Source organism: Xanthomonas sp. NCPPB 2864, assembly GCF_056675615.1.
In genome coordinates this window covers 100773-116310 of sequence record NZ_JBWWVS010000002.1, presented here as the reverse complement: position 1 = coordinate 116310, position 15538 = coordinate 100773, and the positions used below count along the sequence as shown (strand labels likewise).

The following is a 15538-nucleotide window of genomic DNA, read 5'->3' as shown; positions in this document are numbered from 1 at the left end:
CATGAAGTCTCTGTCCCGCTGGATCGCCCGCTGCGCATTGCTGGCCGTACCCTTGCTCGCCGCGCCGCTGGCGCTGGTGGCGCCCCTGCCCGCGCAGGCCGCGGTCACCGAGGCCGACCTGCTGCCGGTGGATCAGGCCTTCACCCTGAGCGCCACCGCCGATAGCCGCGACAGCATCGCGCTGCGCTGGAATATCTCGCCGGGCTATTACCTGTATCGCCACCGCATCAGCGTCAAATCCGGGCAAGGCTTTGCCGCCGGCGAGCTGGCGCTGCCGGAAGGCGAGAGCAAGCACGACGAGTTCTTCGGCCAGGTGCAGACCTACCGCAAGCAGCTGCAGGCCAGGCTGGCCGGCAAGGCCGATGCCGGGTTGCAGACCGCCGTGCTGCAGGTGCAATACCAGGGCTGCGCCGACGCCGGCGTGTGCTACCCGCCGCAACGCCGCGAGCTGCGCGTGCGCCTGCCCGATGCCTCGGCTCCCGCCGCGACGTCCGCCACCCCGCGCGAAAACCTGGGCGCGCTGGTGCCTCGCGCACCGGCAGGCCCGCGGCTGTTCGGCAGCACCGGCCAGGCCGCCGGCGTGGACGCACTGCCGCTGCCGGCCGAGCAGGCCTTCACCTTCGAAGCCATCGTCGGCGACGGCAACAGCCTGCTGCTGCGCTTCACCCCCGCGCCGGGCTATTACATCTACCGCGACCGCACCTCGCTGGCGCTGGAAGGCGCCGGCGGCGTGCGTCCCGGGCTGCCGCGCTGGCCGCAGGGCAAGGCGCACCGCGATGAGCACTTCGGCGATGTGGTGGTGTATTTCGACCAGGCCGAAGTCACCTTGCCGCTGCTGCGCGAGCATGCCGAACCGGTCAAGGCGACCCTGGTGGCGACCTTCCAGGGCTGCCAGACCGACGGCATCTGCTACCCGCCGATGACCCGCCGGGTGGCGCTGGAGTTGCCTGCCGGCACGGTGTCGCCGCAGAACCAGGCGCAAGCGGCGCCGCTGATGATCTCGCCGCTGCCGGCCGGGCAGTTGCCTGCAGAACCGGCGCCGGCACCGACGCCCGCGGCGACTGCAGCGCCGGTCGCAGATGCCTCGGCCGACAATCCGCAGCGCACCCAGCCGCCGCACACCGACAAGGGCTTGCTGGCGATGCTGGTGCTGGCCCTGCTCGGCGGGCTGGTGTTGAACCTGATGCCCTGCGTGCTGCCGATCCTGTCGCTGAAGGTGCTGGGCCTGGCCCACAGCGGCGAGAGCCGCAGCCACGCGCGCAGCCATGCGATCTGGTATTCGCTGGGCGTGCTGGTGTCGTTTGCGGCGATCGGCGCGCTGGTGATCGGCCTGCGCGCGGCCGGCCAGGCGGCCGGCTGGGGCTTCCAGCTGCAGCAGCCGTGGTTCGTCGCGGCGCTGGCCTATCTGATGTTTGCGGTGGGCCTGAGCCTGTCGGGCGTGTTCACGCTGGGCAGCAATCTGGGCGGCATCGGCCAGTCGCTGGCAGCGCGCAATGGCCCACTGGGCGATTTCTTCACCGGCGTGCTGGCCTGCGTGGTGGCCAGCCCCTGCATCGCCCCGTTCATGGGCACCGCACTGGCGTATGCCTTCACCGCCCCGGCGCTGCTGGCGATGCTGGTGTTTCTGGCGCTGGGCCTGGGCCTGGCGCTGCCGTTCCTGCTGATCGGCTTCATCCCCTCGCTGGCGCGGCGCCTGCCCACGCCCGGCGCGTGGATGGAAACGCTCAAGCAGGTGCTGGCGTTCCCGATGTATCTCACTGCGATCTGGCTGCTGTGGGTGCTGGGCAAGCAGCGCGGCGTGGACGCGCTGGCGCTGATGCTGGTTGGCGCCACCCTGCTGGCACTGGGCCTGTTCTGCTTCGAGCGCAGCCGCTGGAAGAGCCATCGCATCGGCATGGGCCTGGCCGCGGTGATGCTGGTGCTGGCGATCGTGCCGGTGGTCGGGGTCACCCGCCTGCGCCTGCCGGCCGCCACTGCTGCCGAAGGCGTGGTGGCGTTCTCGCCGCAGCTGCTGGACCGCCTGCGCGCCGACAACCGCGTGGTGTTCGTCAACATGACCGCCGACTGGTGCGTGACCTGCAAGGCCAACGAGAAGAACGTGCTGAGCAGCGCCGACTTCCGCGACGCGTTGCGCCGCGTCGACGCGGTCTACATGAAAGGCGACTGGACCAATGTCGACCCCAGGATCAGCGCCTTCCTCGACCAGCACCAGGCCGTCGGCGTGCCGCTGTACGTGGTCTACGGCCCCGGCGCGCCGCCGGCGGTGCTGCCGACCGTGCTGACCAACGCGATCACCGAGGATGCGTTGCTGCGCGCGGCTAGGTGAGCCGGTCGGTCAGACCCGCGGGCCGGCACGCCGGCTCGAACGGCGGCCCGATGCATGGACGGCATGGGTCGATGATGAAGGGAGCGAGCGCCGATCGGCGCTGAAGTGGCTGGATGCCGGCGAACACCAGCCGGCGTTGCCGAGCACGCCGCTCGACAGCACGACAGATAGCAGGGGCCGGGACGCACGGCAGCGAACGCACCGCTTCCGCGAATGGACGCGCTGCACTACGCACCATGGCGATTCAGCAGATGGTCGGCATGCGATCGACAGACCGGCAAGGCTGGGCGACTGCCGCGAAACCGCAGCCCCACAGGGCCTGGCACACCAACGCAGCAGCGTTCCACCACGAAATTAAAACAATCGTTTAAAACAGACCTAACTTCGCCTATCTGGACAGCATCGGCGACATCGCGCAGACTTCCGGCCTTTCCGCTCTCCCGGATGTCATGGCCCACCTGCTGCTGTTGCACGGCCCCAACCTCAACCTGCTCGGCACCCGCGAGCCGGATGTCTACGGGCGCACCACGCTGGCGCAGATCGATGCGGCCCTGGTGGACCGTGCGCAGGCCGCCGGGCATGCGCTGGCCTGCCTGCAGTCCAATGCCGAGCACGTGCTGGTGGAGCGCATCCACGCCGCGCGCGAGGACGGCACCGCCTACATCCTGATCAACCCGGCCGCCTTCACCCATACCTCGGTGGCGCTGCGCGATGCGCTGCTGGGCGTGGGCTTGCCGTTCGTGGAAATCCATCTGTCCAACCCGCATGCGCGCGAGCCGTTCCGTCACCACAGCTATCTCAGCGACAAGGCCGACGGCGTGATCTGCGGCTTTGGCGCCGACAGCTACCGGCTGGCGCTGGAAGCGGTGATCGCGCGGCTGGAACGCGACGCATGACATCCCGCTCACCCACGCCGGCGCCCGCGCCGACGGCCTGACCCCCTTCCGCCGGCAGCCGCCGGCAACCTCCACCGATTCACCTCATGAGGCCCGTATGGATCTCCGCAAAATCAAGAAACTGATCGACCTGCTCGAAGAATCCAATCTCGCCGAAATCGAGATCAAGGAAGGCGAAGAAAGCGTGCGCCTGGCACGCGTGCCCAAGGGCACCACCGTGATGAGCGCGCCGGTGCAGCAGTACGCACCTGCCCCGCCCGCGCAGGCCCCGGCCGCCCCCAGCATGCCGATGCAGTCGCCCACCGAGGCCTCCACCGGCGGCGCCAAGCAGGCTGCCGCCCTGCCGGAAGGCCACGTGCTGCGCGCGCCGATGGTCGGCACCTTCTACACCTCGCCCTCGCCGGACAAGCCGGCCTTCGTCACCGTCGGCCAGCAGGTCAAGGCCGGCGAAACGCTGGCGATCATCGAGGCGATGAAGATGTTCAACCCGATCGAAGCCGACGTCTCCGGCACCATCGTGGCCATCGTCGGCGAAACCGGCCAGCCAGTGGAATTCGATCAGCCGTTGTTTGTGATTGGCTGAGCGGCGGGGATGGGAGAGTCGTGATTCGGGATTCGCAAGAGCGACCGCATGAGCGCCTGATGGTCTGGCGCGATGCGATGTCGCTTGTCGAAGCGATCTACCGCCTGAGCCACGACTTTCCTGATTCCGAACGTTTCGGACTGACGGCACAGATGCGGCGCGCTGCGATCAGCGTGCCCTCCAACATTGCCGAAGGCGCCGCGCGGCGTTCCACTGCCGAGTACCTGCGTTATCTGTCGATGGCGCGGGGTTCGCTGGCGGAACTGGATACGCAACTGCAGATTGCCGCACGGCTGCAGTTCGGTTCGCCCGATACGGCAACCCTGGATCTTTTGAATCGCACGTTTGCCAGGCTCAATGCATTGATCCGCACGCTGGACGAATCGCGCCATCTGCGCGAGCCCGGCGCCCTCTACGAATCACCACTCTCGAATCCCCAATCCCATGCTAGATAAAGTCGTCATCGCCAACCGAGGTGAAATCGCGCTGCGCATCCTGCGCGCGTGCCACACGCTCGGCATCCGCACGGTCGCGGTGCATTCCACGGTCGACCGCAACCTCAAGCACGTGGCCATGGCCGACGAGTCGGTGTGTATCGGCCCGGCCGCGTCCAGCGACAGTTACCTCAACATCCCGGCGTTGATCGCCGCGGCCGAGGTGACCGATGCGCAGGCCATCCATCCCGGCTACGGCTTCCTGTCGGAAAACGCCGACTTTGCCGAGCGCGTGGAAGAATCCGGCTTCATCTTCATCGGCCCCAAGGCCGACACCATCCGCCTGATGGGCGACAAGGTGGAGGCGATCCGCGCGATGAAGGCCGCCGGCGTGCCGTGCGTGCCCGGTTCGGGCGGCCCGCTGGGCGACGACATCGTCGCCAACACCAAGGTGGCGCGCGAGATCGGCTACCCGGTGATCATCAAGGCCGCCGGCGGCGGCGGCGGGCGCGGCATGCGCGTGGTGCATTCGGAGGCCGCGTTGAAGGCCGCCATCGAAACCACCAAGTCCGAAGCCAAGGCCGCCTTCAGCAACGATCAGGTCTACATGGAGAAGTTCCTGGAAAATCCGCGCCACGTGGAAATCCAGGTGCTGGCCGACGGCCAGGGCGGTGCGATCCATCTGGGCGAACGCGATTGCTCGATGCAGCGCCGCCACCAGAAGGTGGTGGAAGAAGCGCCGGCCCCGGGCATCACCGAAGAACTGCGCAACGAGATCGGCAAGGTCTGCGTGGATGCCTGCATCCGCATCGGCTATCGCGGCGCGGGTACCTTCGAGTTCCTGTTCGAAGACGGGCGTTTCTACTTCATCGAAATGAACACGCGCATCCAGGTGGAGCACCCGGTCACCGAGCGCATCACCGGCATCGATCTGGTCTGCGAGCAATTGCGCATCGCCGCCGGCCGCAAGCTGACCATCAAGCAGAGCGACATCGTGCTGCGTGGGCATGCGATCGAGTGCCGCATCAATGCCGAGGACCCGGAAACCTTCATGCCCAATCCGGGCCTGATCACCGCGTTCCATCCGCCCGGTGGCCCGGGCGTGCGTGTGGATACGCACATCTACGCCGGCTACAAGGTGCCGCCGAACTACGATTCGATGATCGGCAAGCTGATCGTGCATGGCCCCGATCGCGAGACCGCGATCGCACGCATGCGCGTGGCGCTGAGCGAGATGGTGGTGGACGGCATCAAGACCAACATCCCGCTGCAGCAGCGCATCATGCGCGACAAGGGCTTCCAGGCCGGTGGGCAGAACATCCACTATCTGGAAAAGCGCCTGGCCGAGCGCAAGAACAAGTCGATCGCGCTGGTCTGATCGCACCGGCCAGTGCAACGCACAACAAGCCCGGGAAACCGGGCTTGTTGCGTTGTTGCCCGGTGCATTGCGCAGGCCAGCCGACCTGTGCGTAGGAGCGCACCCGGGCGCGACCGCGCTTTATCGGTGAAACCTCGTCGCGCCCAGGTGCGCTTCTACGGGATCCTGGGTACTACCGGATCCGCGGCGCCGGCTGCTGGCTGCCCGGCACCGGCATGATGCCGCTGGAGGAGGCCGGGTCGACCACGGTCATGGTTTCGGTGGAGCCATCCGGCCACACCACCTGGAAGGTGGAGCCGGCCGGCAATGTCGAAAACGGCATCGCGCTGCTGGCGCGGTACACCGCGGCCACCTGGCTGGCGCCATGCCGTCGCTGCTGTTCGTCGGCGGCGACCGTGGTCGACTTGACCGACAGCGGCTGGTAGCGGTGATCGGCGGTGTCGATCATCACGATGCCCACGGCCGCGGCCGAATACGCCACGAACAGTGCAACCCAGAACCAGAACTTGGCGCCATGCGCCAGGCGACGGTAATTCATGACTGCGCTCCCGGCTCGGAGACCAAGCTATCGACCATCTCATCCACTCTGTCTGCTCCCTGCCGCGGCACCGCAGCATCGAATACGAACGACACGAAATCCTGTGCGCTGTTGCGCGAGCAGATGCCCGCGTTGGCGCAATAACTGGTGACCAGGGTGCTGTCTGCGCTGCAATCCAGCCCTAGTCGGCATGCAGCCACCTGCCAGGCCAGCTCGGCGAACTGATCGCCGGCCACGTAGCCGTCGAGGCTGTCATCGCCACTGGCGCGCGCGCCCATTGCCGGCGCCAGCGCCAGGTAGGCCTCCGGGTCGCGCGAGGCCAGCACGCGCTGCACCAGCGCGCGCTTGTAGCTGGGCGAGCGCTGCAGCGGCTCGCCTAGCGCCAGCAACGCCGCCTCGGCAGCCAGGTTGCCTGCACGCGCGGCTGCCTGCCGTTGCTGCGCCACCAGCCGCGGGCTCAGGCCGTCGCTGGGCGCAAAGCCGGCGCAGCGTTGCGCCACGCGCGTGCGCGCCGCATGCATCGCCACCACGCCGGGCGTGTGTTGCGCGGCGATCCAGGCGCTATCGGCGGCGTAACCGGCCGGGCTGGACGCATACGGCGCGCAGTAATCGTAGACGCGGCTCAGGCGCCAGCCCGCCTGCGCATTGCCGGCCCGCACCTGCTGCTGCAATTGCTGCGCATAGCGGTACAGGTCTGGCTGCGCGTCCACCGCATCGCGGTAGGGCAGTTGCAGGGCAGTGCCGCGTTCGGCGGGCGCGTGCGCCCGCGCTGCCGGCGCGCCGGTACGGGCATTGCTGGCAACCGCCGGCAGCGCGGCGGTGGGCGAATCGCCCGGTTGCGCGCGCACATGCCACCAGGCCGCCGCCGCGAGCGCGACGGGAGCCAGCAACAGCCAGAGATGGCGGGCACGAGCAAGCGGCATGGACAGCGGCGACCCTGCTGCGGAAAGCCCCGCAGCGACGGCGCGGAGTCTAGCACCCGCGCCCGCGCACGCTGGCGCGCAAGCGGACGCTGCCGAAGCGAACGGCGGACGGTGCATTGCATGAGGACGGTGATCTGCGCGGGTGTGGCGTGGGTGGCGCGCAGCGGGCGTCTGGTTGCCGGCGCGCCCGCGTGCTGCGCCGGCAGCGGCCGGCGCCACCGCGCCGCATGTGCGGAGTGCACCGATCAGGCGACGGCATCCGCCGTATCGCGCACGCGGTGCGCCTGCTTATCCGGCCCCCGTCGCGCAGGAGTCCGCCGGCATGAATGGTCTACGATGCACGCTTTCGAATTGCCCGACCGCCACGATGCCGTTTCTTGAACTGACCCTGCCCTGCTCCGACGCCACCCAGCCCCGTTACCAGAATGCGCTGGACGACATCGGCGCGCTGGCGGTGACGCTGCTCGACGCCAATGCCGACACCAGCAACGAGCGCGCCATTCTCGAGCCCGGCGTCGGCGAAACGCCGCTGTGGAACACCATGGTGCTGAACGCGCTGTTCGACGGCGACAGCGATGCGCTGGTGCTGCTCGCCGCGCTGGAAGCGTTCGACCCCGGGCTGGACTGGAGCCAGGTGGCGTTCCGCACGGTCGACGACAGCGACTGGGAACGCGCCTGGATGGATCAGTTCAAGCCGATGCAGTTCGGCGCGCGCACCTTCATCGTGCCGTGGAATCACGCGCTGCCCGAGGCCGCGCAAGCGCCCGACGCCGCGGTGATCCGTCTGGATCCGGGCCTGGCGTTCGGCTCGGGCACGCACCAGACCACCGCGCTATGCCTGCGCTGGCTGGACAGCCTGGCCGGCAGCGGCGAGCTGCAGGGCCGCAGCGTGCTGGATTTCGGCTGCGGCTCGGGCATTCTCGCCGTCGCCGCGCTGAAGCTGGGCGCGGCCAGCGCGGTGGGCGTGGACAACGATCCGCAGGCGCTGCTGGCCACTGCCGACAATGCCGAGCGCAATGCCTTGCAGGCGCAGCTGGCGGTGTACCTGCCGCAGGATGAGCCGGTGCAGACCTATCCGGTCGTGGTCGCCAACATCCTGGCCTCGGCGCTGGATGCGCTGGCCGACACCTTGTCCGCACGCGTGGCACCGGGCGGGCGGATTGCGCTGTCGGGCATCCTGCATGGTCAGGAAGACGAGTTACTGCAGCGCTACGCGCCCTGGTTCGAGCAACTGCGTTGCGAACGCGACGAAGACTGGATGCGCATCGACGGCGTACGCCGCCACTGACACCGCGTCGGGTCAGCGGTGTGGCCGGCCGGCGCGGATCTGCGCGGTGGTCACCGCATCGGCCACGCTGATGGCGCGCAGGCGGGTCACCGCCTGCCAGCCGGCACGCCGCAGCGCCGCGTTGCGCCACGGCCCGGCCTGATGGGCCAGCTGCACGCGCAGGCCCAGCTCGGCCAGCAGCAACGCCGCCCAGGCCGGCAGCGACCACGTGCGCGGGCCCAGACTGGCCAGGCCGCCGGCCAGCGCCAGCAAACCCACACTGAGCGCCAGCAGCCGCCAGTGCCGCTGGCGCAGCGCCCACCACCGCGGCGCCAGCCCGGCCGACCACTGCGGGCCGTCGGCCACGGCGGTCCACGCGTCCTGGCGTTGCCAGACCTGGTAACACGGCGCGCCCCGAAAGCGGGTGATCGCCGGATCCAGCGGCGAATGTGCCGGCCATGCCGCGGGCGGTGGCGCGGCGGGCGGCGTTGCCGGCGTGGTGGAACGGGCGGATTTGGGAGCGGCTGGCTCGACCATGAATGTCCTCCTTGAGTTCGCTGTGATCCCGTCATCATTGACGCCCGGACAGTATCGCAAACATATCGGCATATGAAAGGTATACGAACTATCCCTGATTGCTGCTAGGGCTATATCTCCCGGCCCGTTCCCCACTCACGGTGCCGTGTGAGCAAGTTGTACGAACGCGTCCGCGAAGCCCGCGCCCTGACCAAGCTGACCCAGGAAGGTTTGGCCGGCGAGCTGGGCGTGACCCGTAGCGCGGTGGCGCAGTGGGAGATGGCCGAAGGCACCGCGCCTTCGGTAGACAACCTGATCGGCCTGGCCAAGCGCAGCGGCATGGCGTTCGAATACCTGGCCACCGGCCGCGGTGAGCGCACCTTCGGCCCACCGGTGCCGACGATCGCCGAAGAACCCGCGCAGTACCGCCATCTGGACGAGCAGCAACGCGTGCTGCTGAACCGCTTCGACACGTTGGCGCCGCGCCAGCGCAGCGGCCTGCTCGATCTGTTGCTGGCCGAGGGCAAGACGCGGCGTCGGCGTTGAGTCGGGAATCGGGAATCGGGAATCGGGAATCGGGGGCAGGCTGCTGGGCGCTTCGTTTGTGAGGCAAGCTCGGTGTTGGTAGCTGGCTCAGTCGGAGTTGGATGACGTGGTGCCGGTCGTTGCGTTTGCTTGTTGGCTGGAATGCGTCTCTGCTGAAATGCGGCCTTGGGCTGCGGCAGGGTGGTCACAGCGGCGCGACGGTTGGCCAACCAACCGGATGCGTCCCCGCAGTCGATGGAAGCGGCATCTGCGCTTGCGGCTGCGGGCCGCACGCATGACGCACCCGGGTTCGCCCATTGGCGTGCGCGTGGTTGAATAGGGTTCTTCCCGCTGCACGCCTGCCGATGTCCGAGACTCCGCCACCGCGCCGCCCCCTGGCCACGTTCCTGCGTGCGACGCCGGCTGCCCCGTCGCTGATCCCGACCCCGGTGGTGCCTGCCGCCGACGCGTCGCTGCACGCGCCGCCGGTGCCGGCCGACGCACTGGTGCCGGCACCATTGGCCGAGCCGGTGGCCGCCCCGGCGGCGCCGCTCGTTCCGCCGCCGTCTGCGCCACCGGCGACGACGCCGCATAGCGACTCGATGCCAGTGGACGTCGTGCTGCCACCCGGCGATGCCGGCCAGGCCGCGGCAGATGCCGCCGAGCCGGACCGGTTGGCGTGGACCACCGCGACCACGCGTCAGCTGCCCGGCGATCCTGCCGAAGACACAGCGGCCGGTCCCGGCGACACCCTCAACGCGCTCGCCGGCACTGCCCCTGCACAGCCGGCCACCGCGCATCCGCGCGGCGTGGCGATAGGCGGCGTGGCAGGCACAGACCGGCAGCGTGAGCACGGCAACGCGTCTGCTCCCGCCTCCGACCTGGCCGCCCCGCCGGCACCCGGCACCGCTCCGGACACGGACGCCGAGCCCAGCGACAACGACGCGGACGCTGCCGACGCGGCGGCGCCCGCCCAGTTCCAGCCACTGCCAGCCCAGGCCGCGCCTGCATTCGCACGCCGCGGGCTGAGCCGGCCACGGCTGCGCGCCAGCGGCCGCCAATGGGCGTTGCTGGTCGGGCTGGTCGGCCTGCTGGCCTTGCAGATCGTCATCGCCGACCGTGCGCAGCTGGCCGCCGATGCGCGCTGGCGCCCGCTGGTCAGCGCCGCCTGTGCAGTGGCGCGCTGCACCCTGCCGGCCTGGCGCGAGCCGGGCGCGCTGACCTTGCTCAATCGCGAGGTGCGCCCGCTGCCCGGGGTGCCGGGCGTGCTGCAGATCCAGGCCAGCTTCCGCAACGAGGCGCGCTGGGCGCAGGCCTGGCCGTGGCTGCAGCTGTCGCTGTCCGACGCCGACGGGCGGGTGATCGGCACGCGCGTGCTGGCGCCGCAGGAGTATCTGGGCCAGCCGCCGGCCGCGCAGGACACGCTCGCGCCGGGCCAGGCGGTGCAGGTGGCGTTTCGCGTGCGCGAACCGGCCGCGAGCACGGCGGCCTTCAGTTTCGACTTCCGCTGAGCGGACCCGACCTGCGCCCACCGCCACACGGGCGTGGCGAGCGGGGAGGTCACGCGCTAGACTCACTCCCCCTCGCCGGCCACGCGTCCCGGCTTCGTGACACTGGGAAACCTCCTTTGAACGCAGCCCCCTCTCGTCCTGACACCAGTCGTGGCGCCCCGAAGTCGCCGCTGCGCGAACACGTGGCCCAGTCCGTCCGCCGTTACCTGCGCGACCTGGACGGCAGCGACGCCGACGACGTGTACGAAATCGTGCTGCGCGAGATGGAGATCCCGTTGTTCGTGGAAGTGCTCAACCACTGCGAAGGCAACCAGAGCCGCGCGGCGGCGATGCTGGGCATTCACCGCGCCACGCTGCGCAAGAAGCTGAAAGAGTACGGGCTGACGTAAGCCGGGAATCGGGAATCGGGATTGGGGAATCGTTAGAGCGTTGGGGTGTGCTGCGGGCTGGCAGTGCGCTGCGCTGGCACGCTTGGTGATGACGCGGCCGATGGACGATCTCGTTGCGTGTTGTGGAATGCGCAGCATGTTGATGTCGGGGCGGGCTGCCCAAAGTATTCGCTCTTGATCCCACGCCTCGGCGTAGGACTTCCGTCGCGCCCAGCGTGCCCTGTCTCGCGCGCGCTCTTCATCTGATCGGGCCAACCGCCGGGGATCCGGCGGTTGGCTGCAGTGCTGGATCGGCGATGCCGATCGCCTGGGCGAGTTGCCTGCTTAGCTCGGCAATTGCGTCACCGCTGCTTGATCCGCTGCCGGGGCCGGGCCGCTGCCATGGTCCGGCACGATGGTGGCGAGCGTGTCGAACGGATCGTCGAACTTCTCCACCACGTTCTTGTCGTCATCGATCTGATAGGCGGTGTCGGCCTCGACACCCTCTTCCCCGGTCTTGGCGATGATGTTGGTGTAGCGCTTGCCATCCCAGCAGCGGAAGATCAGCACCGAGTCCTCGCCACCGGTCAGGGTGGAGCCCAGGCTGCCGATCAATCTGCTGTTGGCGCCCGCCGTCAGGATGCTGTTCTTGCCAGCGGTCAACTTGCTGCGGTCGCCCGCCATCAGCGTGCAGTCATCGCCGGCGGTGAGCCTGCTGCGGTCCCCGGCGGTGAGGAAGCTGTTGCTGCCGGCCAGCAACTTGCTGCGATCGCCAGCGATCTGGGTGCTGTCGGCGCCAGCGATCAATTTGCTGCGGTCACCCGCGGTCTGCACGCTGCCCATGCCGGCGATCAACGTGCTGCGCGAGCCGGCCGTCTGCGAACTCAGCTTGCCGGCAATCAGCATGCTGCGGTGACCGGCAATCTGGGTACTTTCGTGTCCTGCGATCAGCGAGCTGCCATAGCTGGCGATCTGGTTGCTGCCGTAGCCGGCGGTCAGATAGCTGCGCACGCCACTGGTCAAGCTGCTGCCATAGCCGGCAATCAGCGAGCTGTCCTGCCCGGCGATTTCGGTGCTGCCGTAGCCTGCTGTCAGGGAGCTGTTGTCCTGCGCGGTCAGGGTGCTGCCATAGCCGGCAGTCAGCGTGCTGTCGCCACCGGCGGTCTGGCTGCTGCCGTAACCGGCGATCAGGGTGCTGGAAAACCCGGCGATTTCGGTACTGCCGTAGCCGGCGGTGAGCGAGCTGTTTTCCAGCGCGGTCAGCGTGCTGCCGTAACCGGCGGTCAGGGTGCTTTCGTAACCGGCGGTCTGCGTGCTGCCATAGCCGGAAATCAGGGTACTTTCGTAGCCGGCGGTGGAATTGCTGCCGTAACCGGCAGTCAGGATGCTGCCATGGCCGGCGGTTTGCGTACTGCCGTAACCGGTGGTGAGCCAGCTGATTTCCTGCGCCGTCTGGGTGCTGCCGTAGCCGGCGGTCAGCGTGCTTTCGTAACCGGCCGTCTGCGTGCTGCCATAGCCGGCAATCAACGAGCTCTGGAAGCTGGCAGTGGAGGTACTGCCGTAACCGGTGATCAACCAGCTGCTGCTCTGCGCGGTCTGGGTGCTGCCGTAACCGGCAGTCAGGGTGCTGTCGTAACCGGCGGTCTGGGTACTGCCATATCCTGCGATCAGCGAGCTGTCCGGGCCGGCCATGGAGGAACTGCCGTAGCCGGCGATCAGCGAACTGCTTTCCTGCGCGGTCTGGGTACTGCCATAGCCGGTGGTGAGAATGCTCTTGTAACCGGCGGTCTGCGTACTGCCGTAGCCGGCAATCAGCGTACTGTCATGCCCTGCCGTCGAGGTGCTGCCGTAACCGGTGGTGAGCGTGCTGCGCTCCTGCGCGGTCTGCGTGCTGCCGTAGCCGGCGGTGAGGATGCTCTTGAAGCCGGCCGTCTGGGTGCTGCCGTAGCCGGCGATCAACGAGCTGTCCGCGCCTGCGGTGGAAGAACTGCCATAGCCGGCAGTGAGCATGCTGCCCTCTTGCGCGGTCTGGGTGCTGCCATAGCCGGTGGTCAGGATGCTCTTGAAGCCGGCCGTCTGCGTGCTGCCGTAGCCGGCGATCAATGAACTGTCCGAACCGGCGGTGGAGGTGCTGCCATAGCCGGCAGTGAGGTCACTACCTTTCCGGGCAGTCTGCGTGCTGCCATATCCCGCCGTCAGGGAACTGTCGCCGCCCGAGGTTTGCGTACTGCCATAACCGGCAATCAGCGTGCTGTCGGCACCAGCCGTCGAGGTACTTCCATAGCCGGTGGTGAGGTCGCTGCCCTTGCGCGCGGTCTGCGTGCTGCCATAGCCGGCGGTGAGCGAGCTTTCCCCGCCCGAGGTCTGGGTGCTGCCGTAACCGGCAATCAAGGTGCTGTCGGCACCGGCCGTGGACGTACTGCCGTAGCCGGTGGTCAGGTCGCTGCCCTTGCGCGCCGTTTGCGTGCTGCCGTAGCCCGCAGTGAGCGAACTGTCACCGCCCGAGGTCTGCGTACTGCCATAGCCGGCGATCAGCGTGCTGTCGGCGCCGGCGGTGGAGGTGCTGCCATAGCCGGTGGTCAGGTCGCTGCCGCTGCGCGCCGTTTGCGTGCTGCCGTAACCGGCGGTGAGCGAGCTATCACCACCAGACGTCTGCGTGCTGCCATAGCCGGCGACCAGCGTGCTGTCGGCGCCGGCGGTGGAGGTACTGCCGTAACCGGTGGTCAGGTCGCTGCCGCTGCGCGCGGTCTGCGTACTGCCGTAGCCGGCGGTGAGTGAGCTGTCACCGCCAGAGGTTTGGGTGCTGCCGTACCCTGCAATCAAGGTGCTGTCGCCACCGGCCGTCGAGGTGCTGCCATAGCCGGCGGTCAGATCACTGCCTTTGCGCGCGGTCTGCGTGCTGCCGTAACCGGCAGTGAGCGAGCTGTCGCCGCCGGAGGTCTGGGTACTGCCATAACCGGCGATCAGCGTGCTGTCCGCACCGGCGGTGGAGGTACTGCCGTAACCCGCGGTGAGGTCGCTGCCGGTGCGGGCGGTTTGCGTGCTGCCGTAGCCCGCCGTCAGCGAGCTGTCGTTGCCCGAGGTCTGCGTGCTGCCATAACCGGCAATCAGGGAGCTGTCGGCACCTGCGGTGCCGGTGCTGCCGTAGCCGGCAGTGAGGTCACTGCCGTCCTGCGCGGTCTGCGTGCTGCCATAGCCGGCGGTCAGCGAGCTTTCTCCGCCCGAAGTCTGGGTGCTGCCATAGCCGGCAATCAACGAGCTGTCGGTGCCCGCGGTGCTGGTGCTGCCGTAGCCTGCGGTGAGGTCGCTGCCGTTCTGCGCGGTCTGGGTGCTGCCGTAACCGGCAGTCAACGAGCTGTCGCCGCCGGAAGTTTGCGTGCTGCCATAGCCGGCGATCAACGAGCTGTCTGCACCCGCGGTTTCCGTGCTGCCGTAGCCTGCAGTCAGATCGCTGCCATGGCGCGCGGTCTGGGTGCTGCCATAGCCGGCCGTCAGTGTGCTGCCGCCGCCTGCGGTCTGGGAACTACCGTAGCCGGCGACGATGGTGCTGTCGGATCCGGCCACGCCGGTGCTGCCATAGCCGGCGATCAACTCGCTGCCGTTACCCGCGGTTTCGGTACTTCCATAGCCTGCGATCAGCTGGCTCTGATCGGCGCCGGTGAGCGTGCTGCCGTAGGTGGCGATTTCGCGTGTGCGCAGGATCGCAGCTGTAGCTTGTGCGGTTTGTGGATCGATGCCGTGGGTCGCAACCGGCATTGGCGCGGTGGAATGTGCAGCGCTTTCGACGAGCGGTGCGGTGAATTGCGCCTGCGCTGCCTTGGGAATGAAATCCGCGGCAATGACCGGCGTTACCGGCGGCTCCGGCTGGGGCGGCGCGTGCTGCGCAATGCCCGCGGCAATGCACTGCATGGCACCGGCACGGCTGCCGGCGTAGACCACCTCGGCCCGGGGAAACTTGATCATCCCCTCCTCGCCCAGCCAGATGATGTCGGCGGTATCGACCATGCAGACCACCCAGTGCGCATCGGCATGCATGTTCAGATGCGCATTGGTTCCCTGTCCCCACAACAGGCCGGTCAGGCCGTTTTCCTGCTTGATGCTGGGTTGCCAATGCCGGCATTCGACACTGCCCGACTGCGGCCAGATCAGCCCGCAGTGATCGGACATGTTGTTGGTGCAGGTGCGTAATGCCAAGACTTTTTCGCGATTCATAAGGGTGATCTCATAGGAATGTTCCGAGCAGCTGCGCAAACCGGCATGCATGCCCTGGCCG

At 68.4% G+C, this 15538-nt stretch carries 13 protein-coding genes; 9 read left to right on the top strand and 4 right to left on the bottom strand.

Going from position 1 to position 15538, the window contains the following annotated elements; genetic code table 11:
* The first annotated feature begins 1 nt into the window (after position 1).
* From AC1KVE_RS05540 to accC, 5 genes are all read left to right on the top strand, one after another.
* Complete coding sequence (locus AC1KVE_RS05540; protein ID WP_481092542.1) at positions 2-2326, top strand: protein-disulfide reductase DsbD family protein; 2325 nt, start codon at positions 2-4, stop codon at positions 2324-2326.
* A gap of 449 nt (positions 2327-2775) precedes the next feature.
* A complete protein-coding gene (gene aroQ / locus AC1KVE_RS05535) occupies positions 2776-3222 on the top strand; it encodes a type II 3-dehydroquinate dehydratase (protein ID WP_039811529.1) in 447 nt (148 codons plus the stop codon).
* 97 nt (positions 3223-3319) lie between these two features.
* Positions 3320-3805, top strand: a complete 486-nt coding sequence (gene accB / locus AC1KVE_RS05530; protein WP_481092543.1) for an acetyl-CoA carboxylase biotin carboxyl carrier protein — start codon at positions 3320-3322, stop codon at positions 3803-3805.
* 77 nt (positions 3806-3882) lie between these two features.
* Positions 3883-4260 carry a four helix bundle protein gene (locus AC1KVE_RS05525; protein WP_241235786.1) on the top strand — a complete coding sequence of 126 codons (378 nt, stop codon included), beginning with the start codon at positions 3883-3885 and terminating at the stop codon, positions 4258-4260.
* Positions 4250-5617, top strand: a complete 1368-nt coding sequence (gene accC, locus AC1KVE_RS05520; RefSeq protein WP_016903366.1) for an acetyl-CoA carboxylase biotin carboxylase subunit — start codon at positions 4250-4252, stop codon at positions 5615-5617. Before AC1KVE_RS05525 ends, accC begins: the two co-directional genes overlap by 11 nt.
* A gap of 172 nt (positions 5618-5789) precedes the next feature.
* On the opposite strand, the gene AC1KVE_RS05515 is transcribed toward accC, so the two are convergent.
* Both AC1KVE_RS05515 and AC1KVE_RS05510 read right to left on the bottom strand, forming a co-directional pair.
* The gene (locus AC1KVE_RS05515) at positions 5790-6155 is read right to left on the bottom strand and encodes a hypothetical protein (RefSeq protein ID WP_481092544.1); all 366 of its coding nucleotides are present in this window, start codon (positions 6153-6155) and stop codon (positions 5790-5792) included.
* Positions 6152-7078, bottom strand: coding sequence for a hypothetical protein (locus tag AC1KVE_RS05510; RefSeq protein ID WP_481092545.1), 927 nt, complete (start codon positions 7076-7078; stop codon positions 6152-6154). Before AC1KVE_RS05510 ends, AC1KVE_RS05515 begins: the two co-directional genes overlap by 4 nt.
* A 367-nt stretch (positions 7079-7445) precedes the next feature.
* Between AC1KVE_RS05510 and prmA the strand changes: the two genes are divergently transcribed.
* The gene (gene prmA, locus AC1KVE_RS05505; RefSeq protein WP_065048446.1) at positions 7446-8366 is read left to right on the top strand and encodes a 50S ribosomal protein L11 methyltransferase; all 921 of its coding nucleotides are present in this window, start codon (positions 7446-7448) and stop codon (positions 8364-8366) included.
* 12 nt (positions 8367-8378) lie between these two features.
* Here the strand turns inward: prmA and AC1KVE_RS05500 are convergent, their stop codons facing one another.
* Entirely contained in the window at positions 8379-8882 is a 504-nt protein-coding gene (locus AC1KVE_RS05500; RefSeq protein WP_434982190.1) for a hypothetical protein, read from the bottom strand.
* Between the two features lie 147 nt (positions 8883-9029).
* On the opposite strand from AC1KVE_RS05500, the gene AC1KVE_RS05495 reads away from it, so the two are divergent.
* From AC1KVE_RS05495 to fis, 3 genes are all read left to right on the top strand, one after another.
* On the top strand, positions 9030-9407 hold the full coding sequence (locus AC1KVE_RS05495; RefSeq protein WP_054591306.1) for a helix-turn-helix transcriptional regulator: 378 nt from the start codon (positions 9030-9032) through the stop codon (positions 9405-9407).
* 344 nt (positions 9408-9751) lie between these two features.
* Complete coding sequence (locus tag AC1KVE_RS05490; protein ID WP_481092546.1) at positions 9752-10897, top strand: DUF3426 domain-containing protein; 1146 nt, start codon at positions 9752-9754, stop codon at positions 10895-10897.
* A 116-nt stretch (positions 10898-11013) separates the two neighbouring features.
* Positions 11014-11286, top strand: coding sequence for a DNA-binding transcriptional regulator Fis (gene fis / locus AC1KVE_RS05485; protein ID WP_002804983.1), 273 nt, complete (start codon positions 11014-11016; stop codon positions 11284-11286).
* Between the two features lie 324 nt (positions 11287-11610).
* On the opposite strand, the gene AC1KVE_RS05480 is transcribed toward fis, so the two are convergent.
* A complete protein-coding gene (locus AC1KVE_RS05480) occupies positions 11611-15477 on the bottom strand; it encodes an Ice nucleation protein (RefSeq protein WP_481092547.1) in 3867 nt (1288 codons plus the stop codon).
* Positions 15478-15538: the final 61 nt, after the last annotated feature.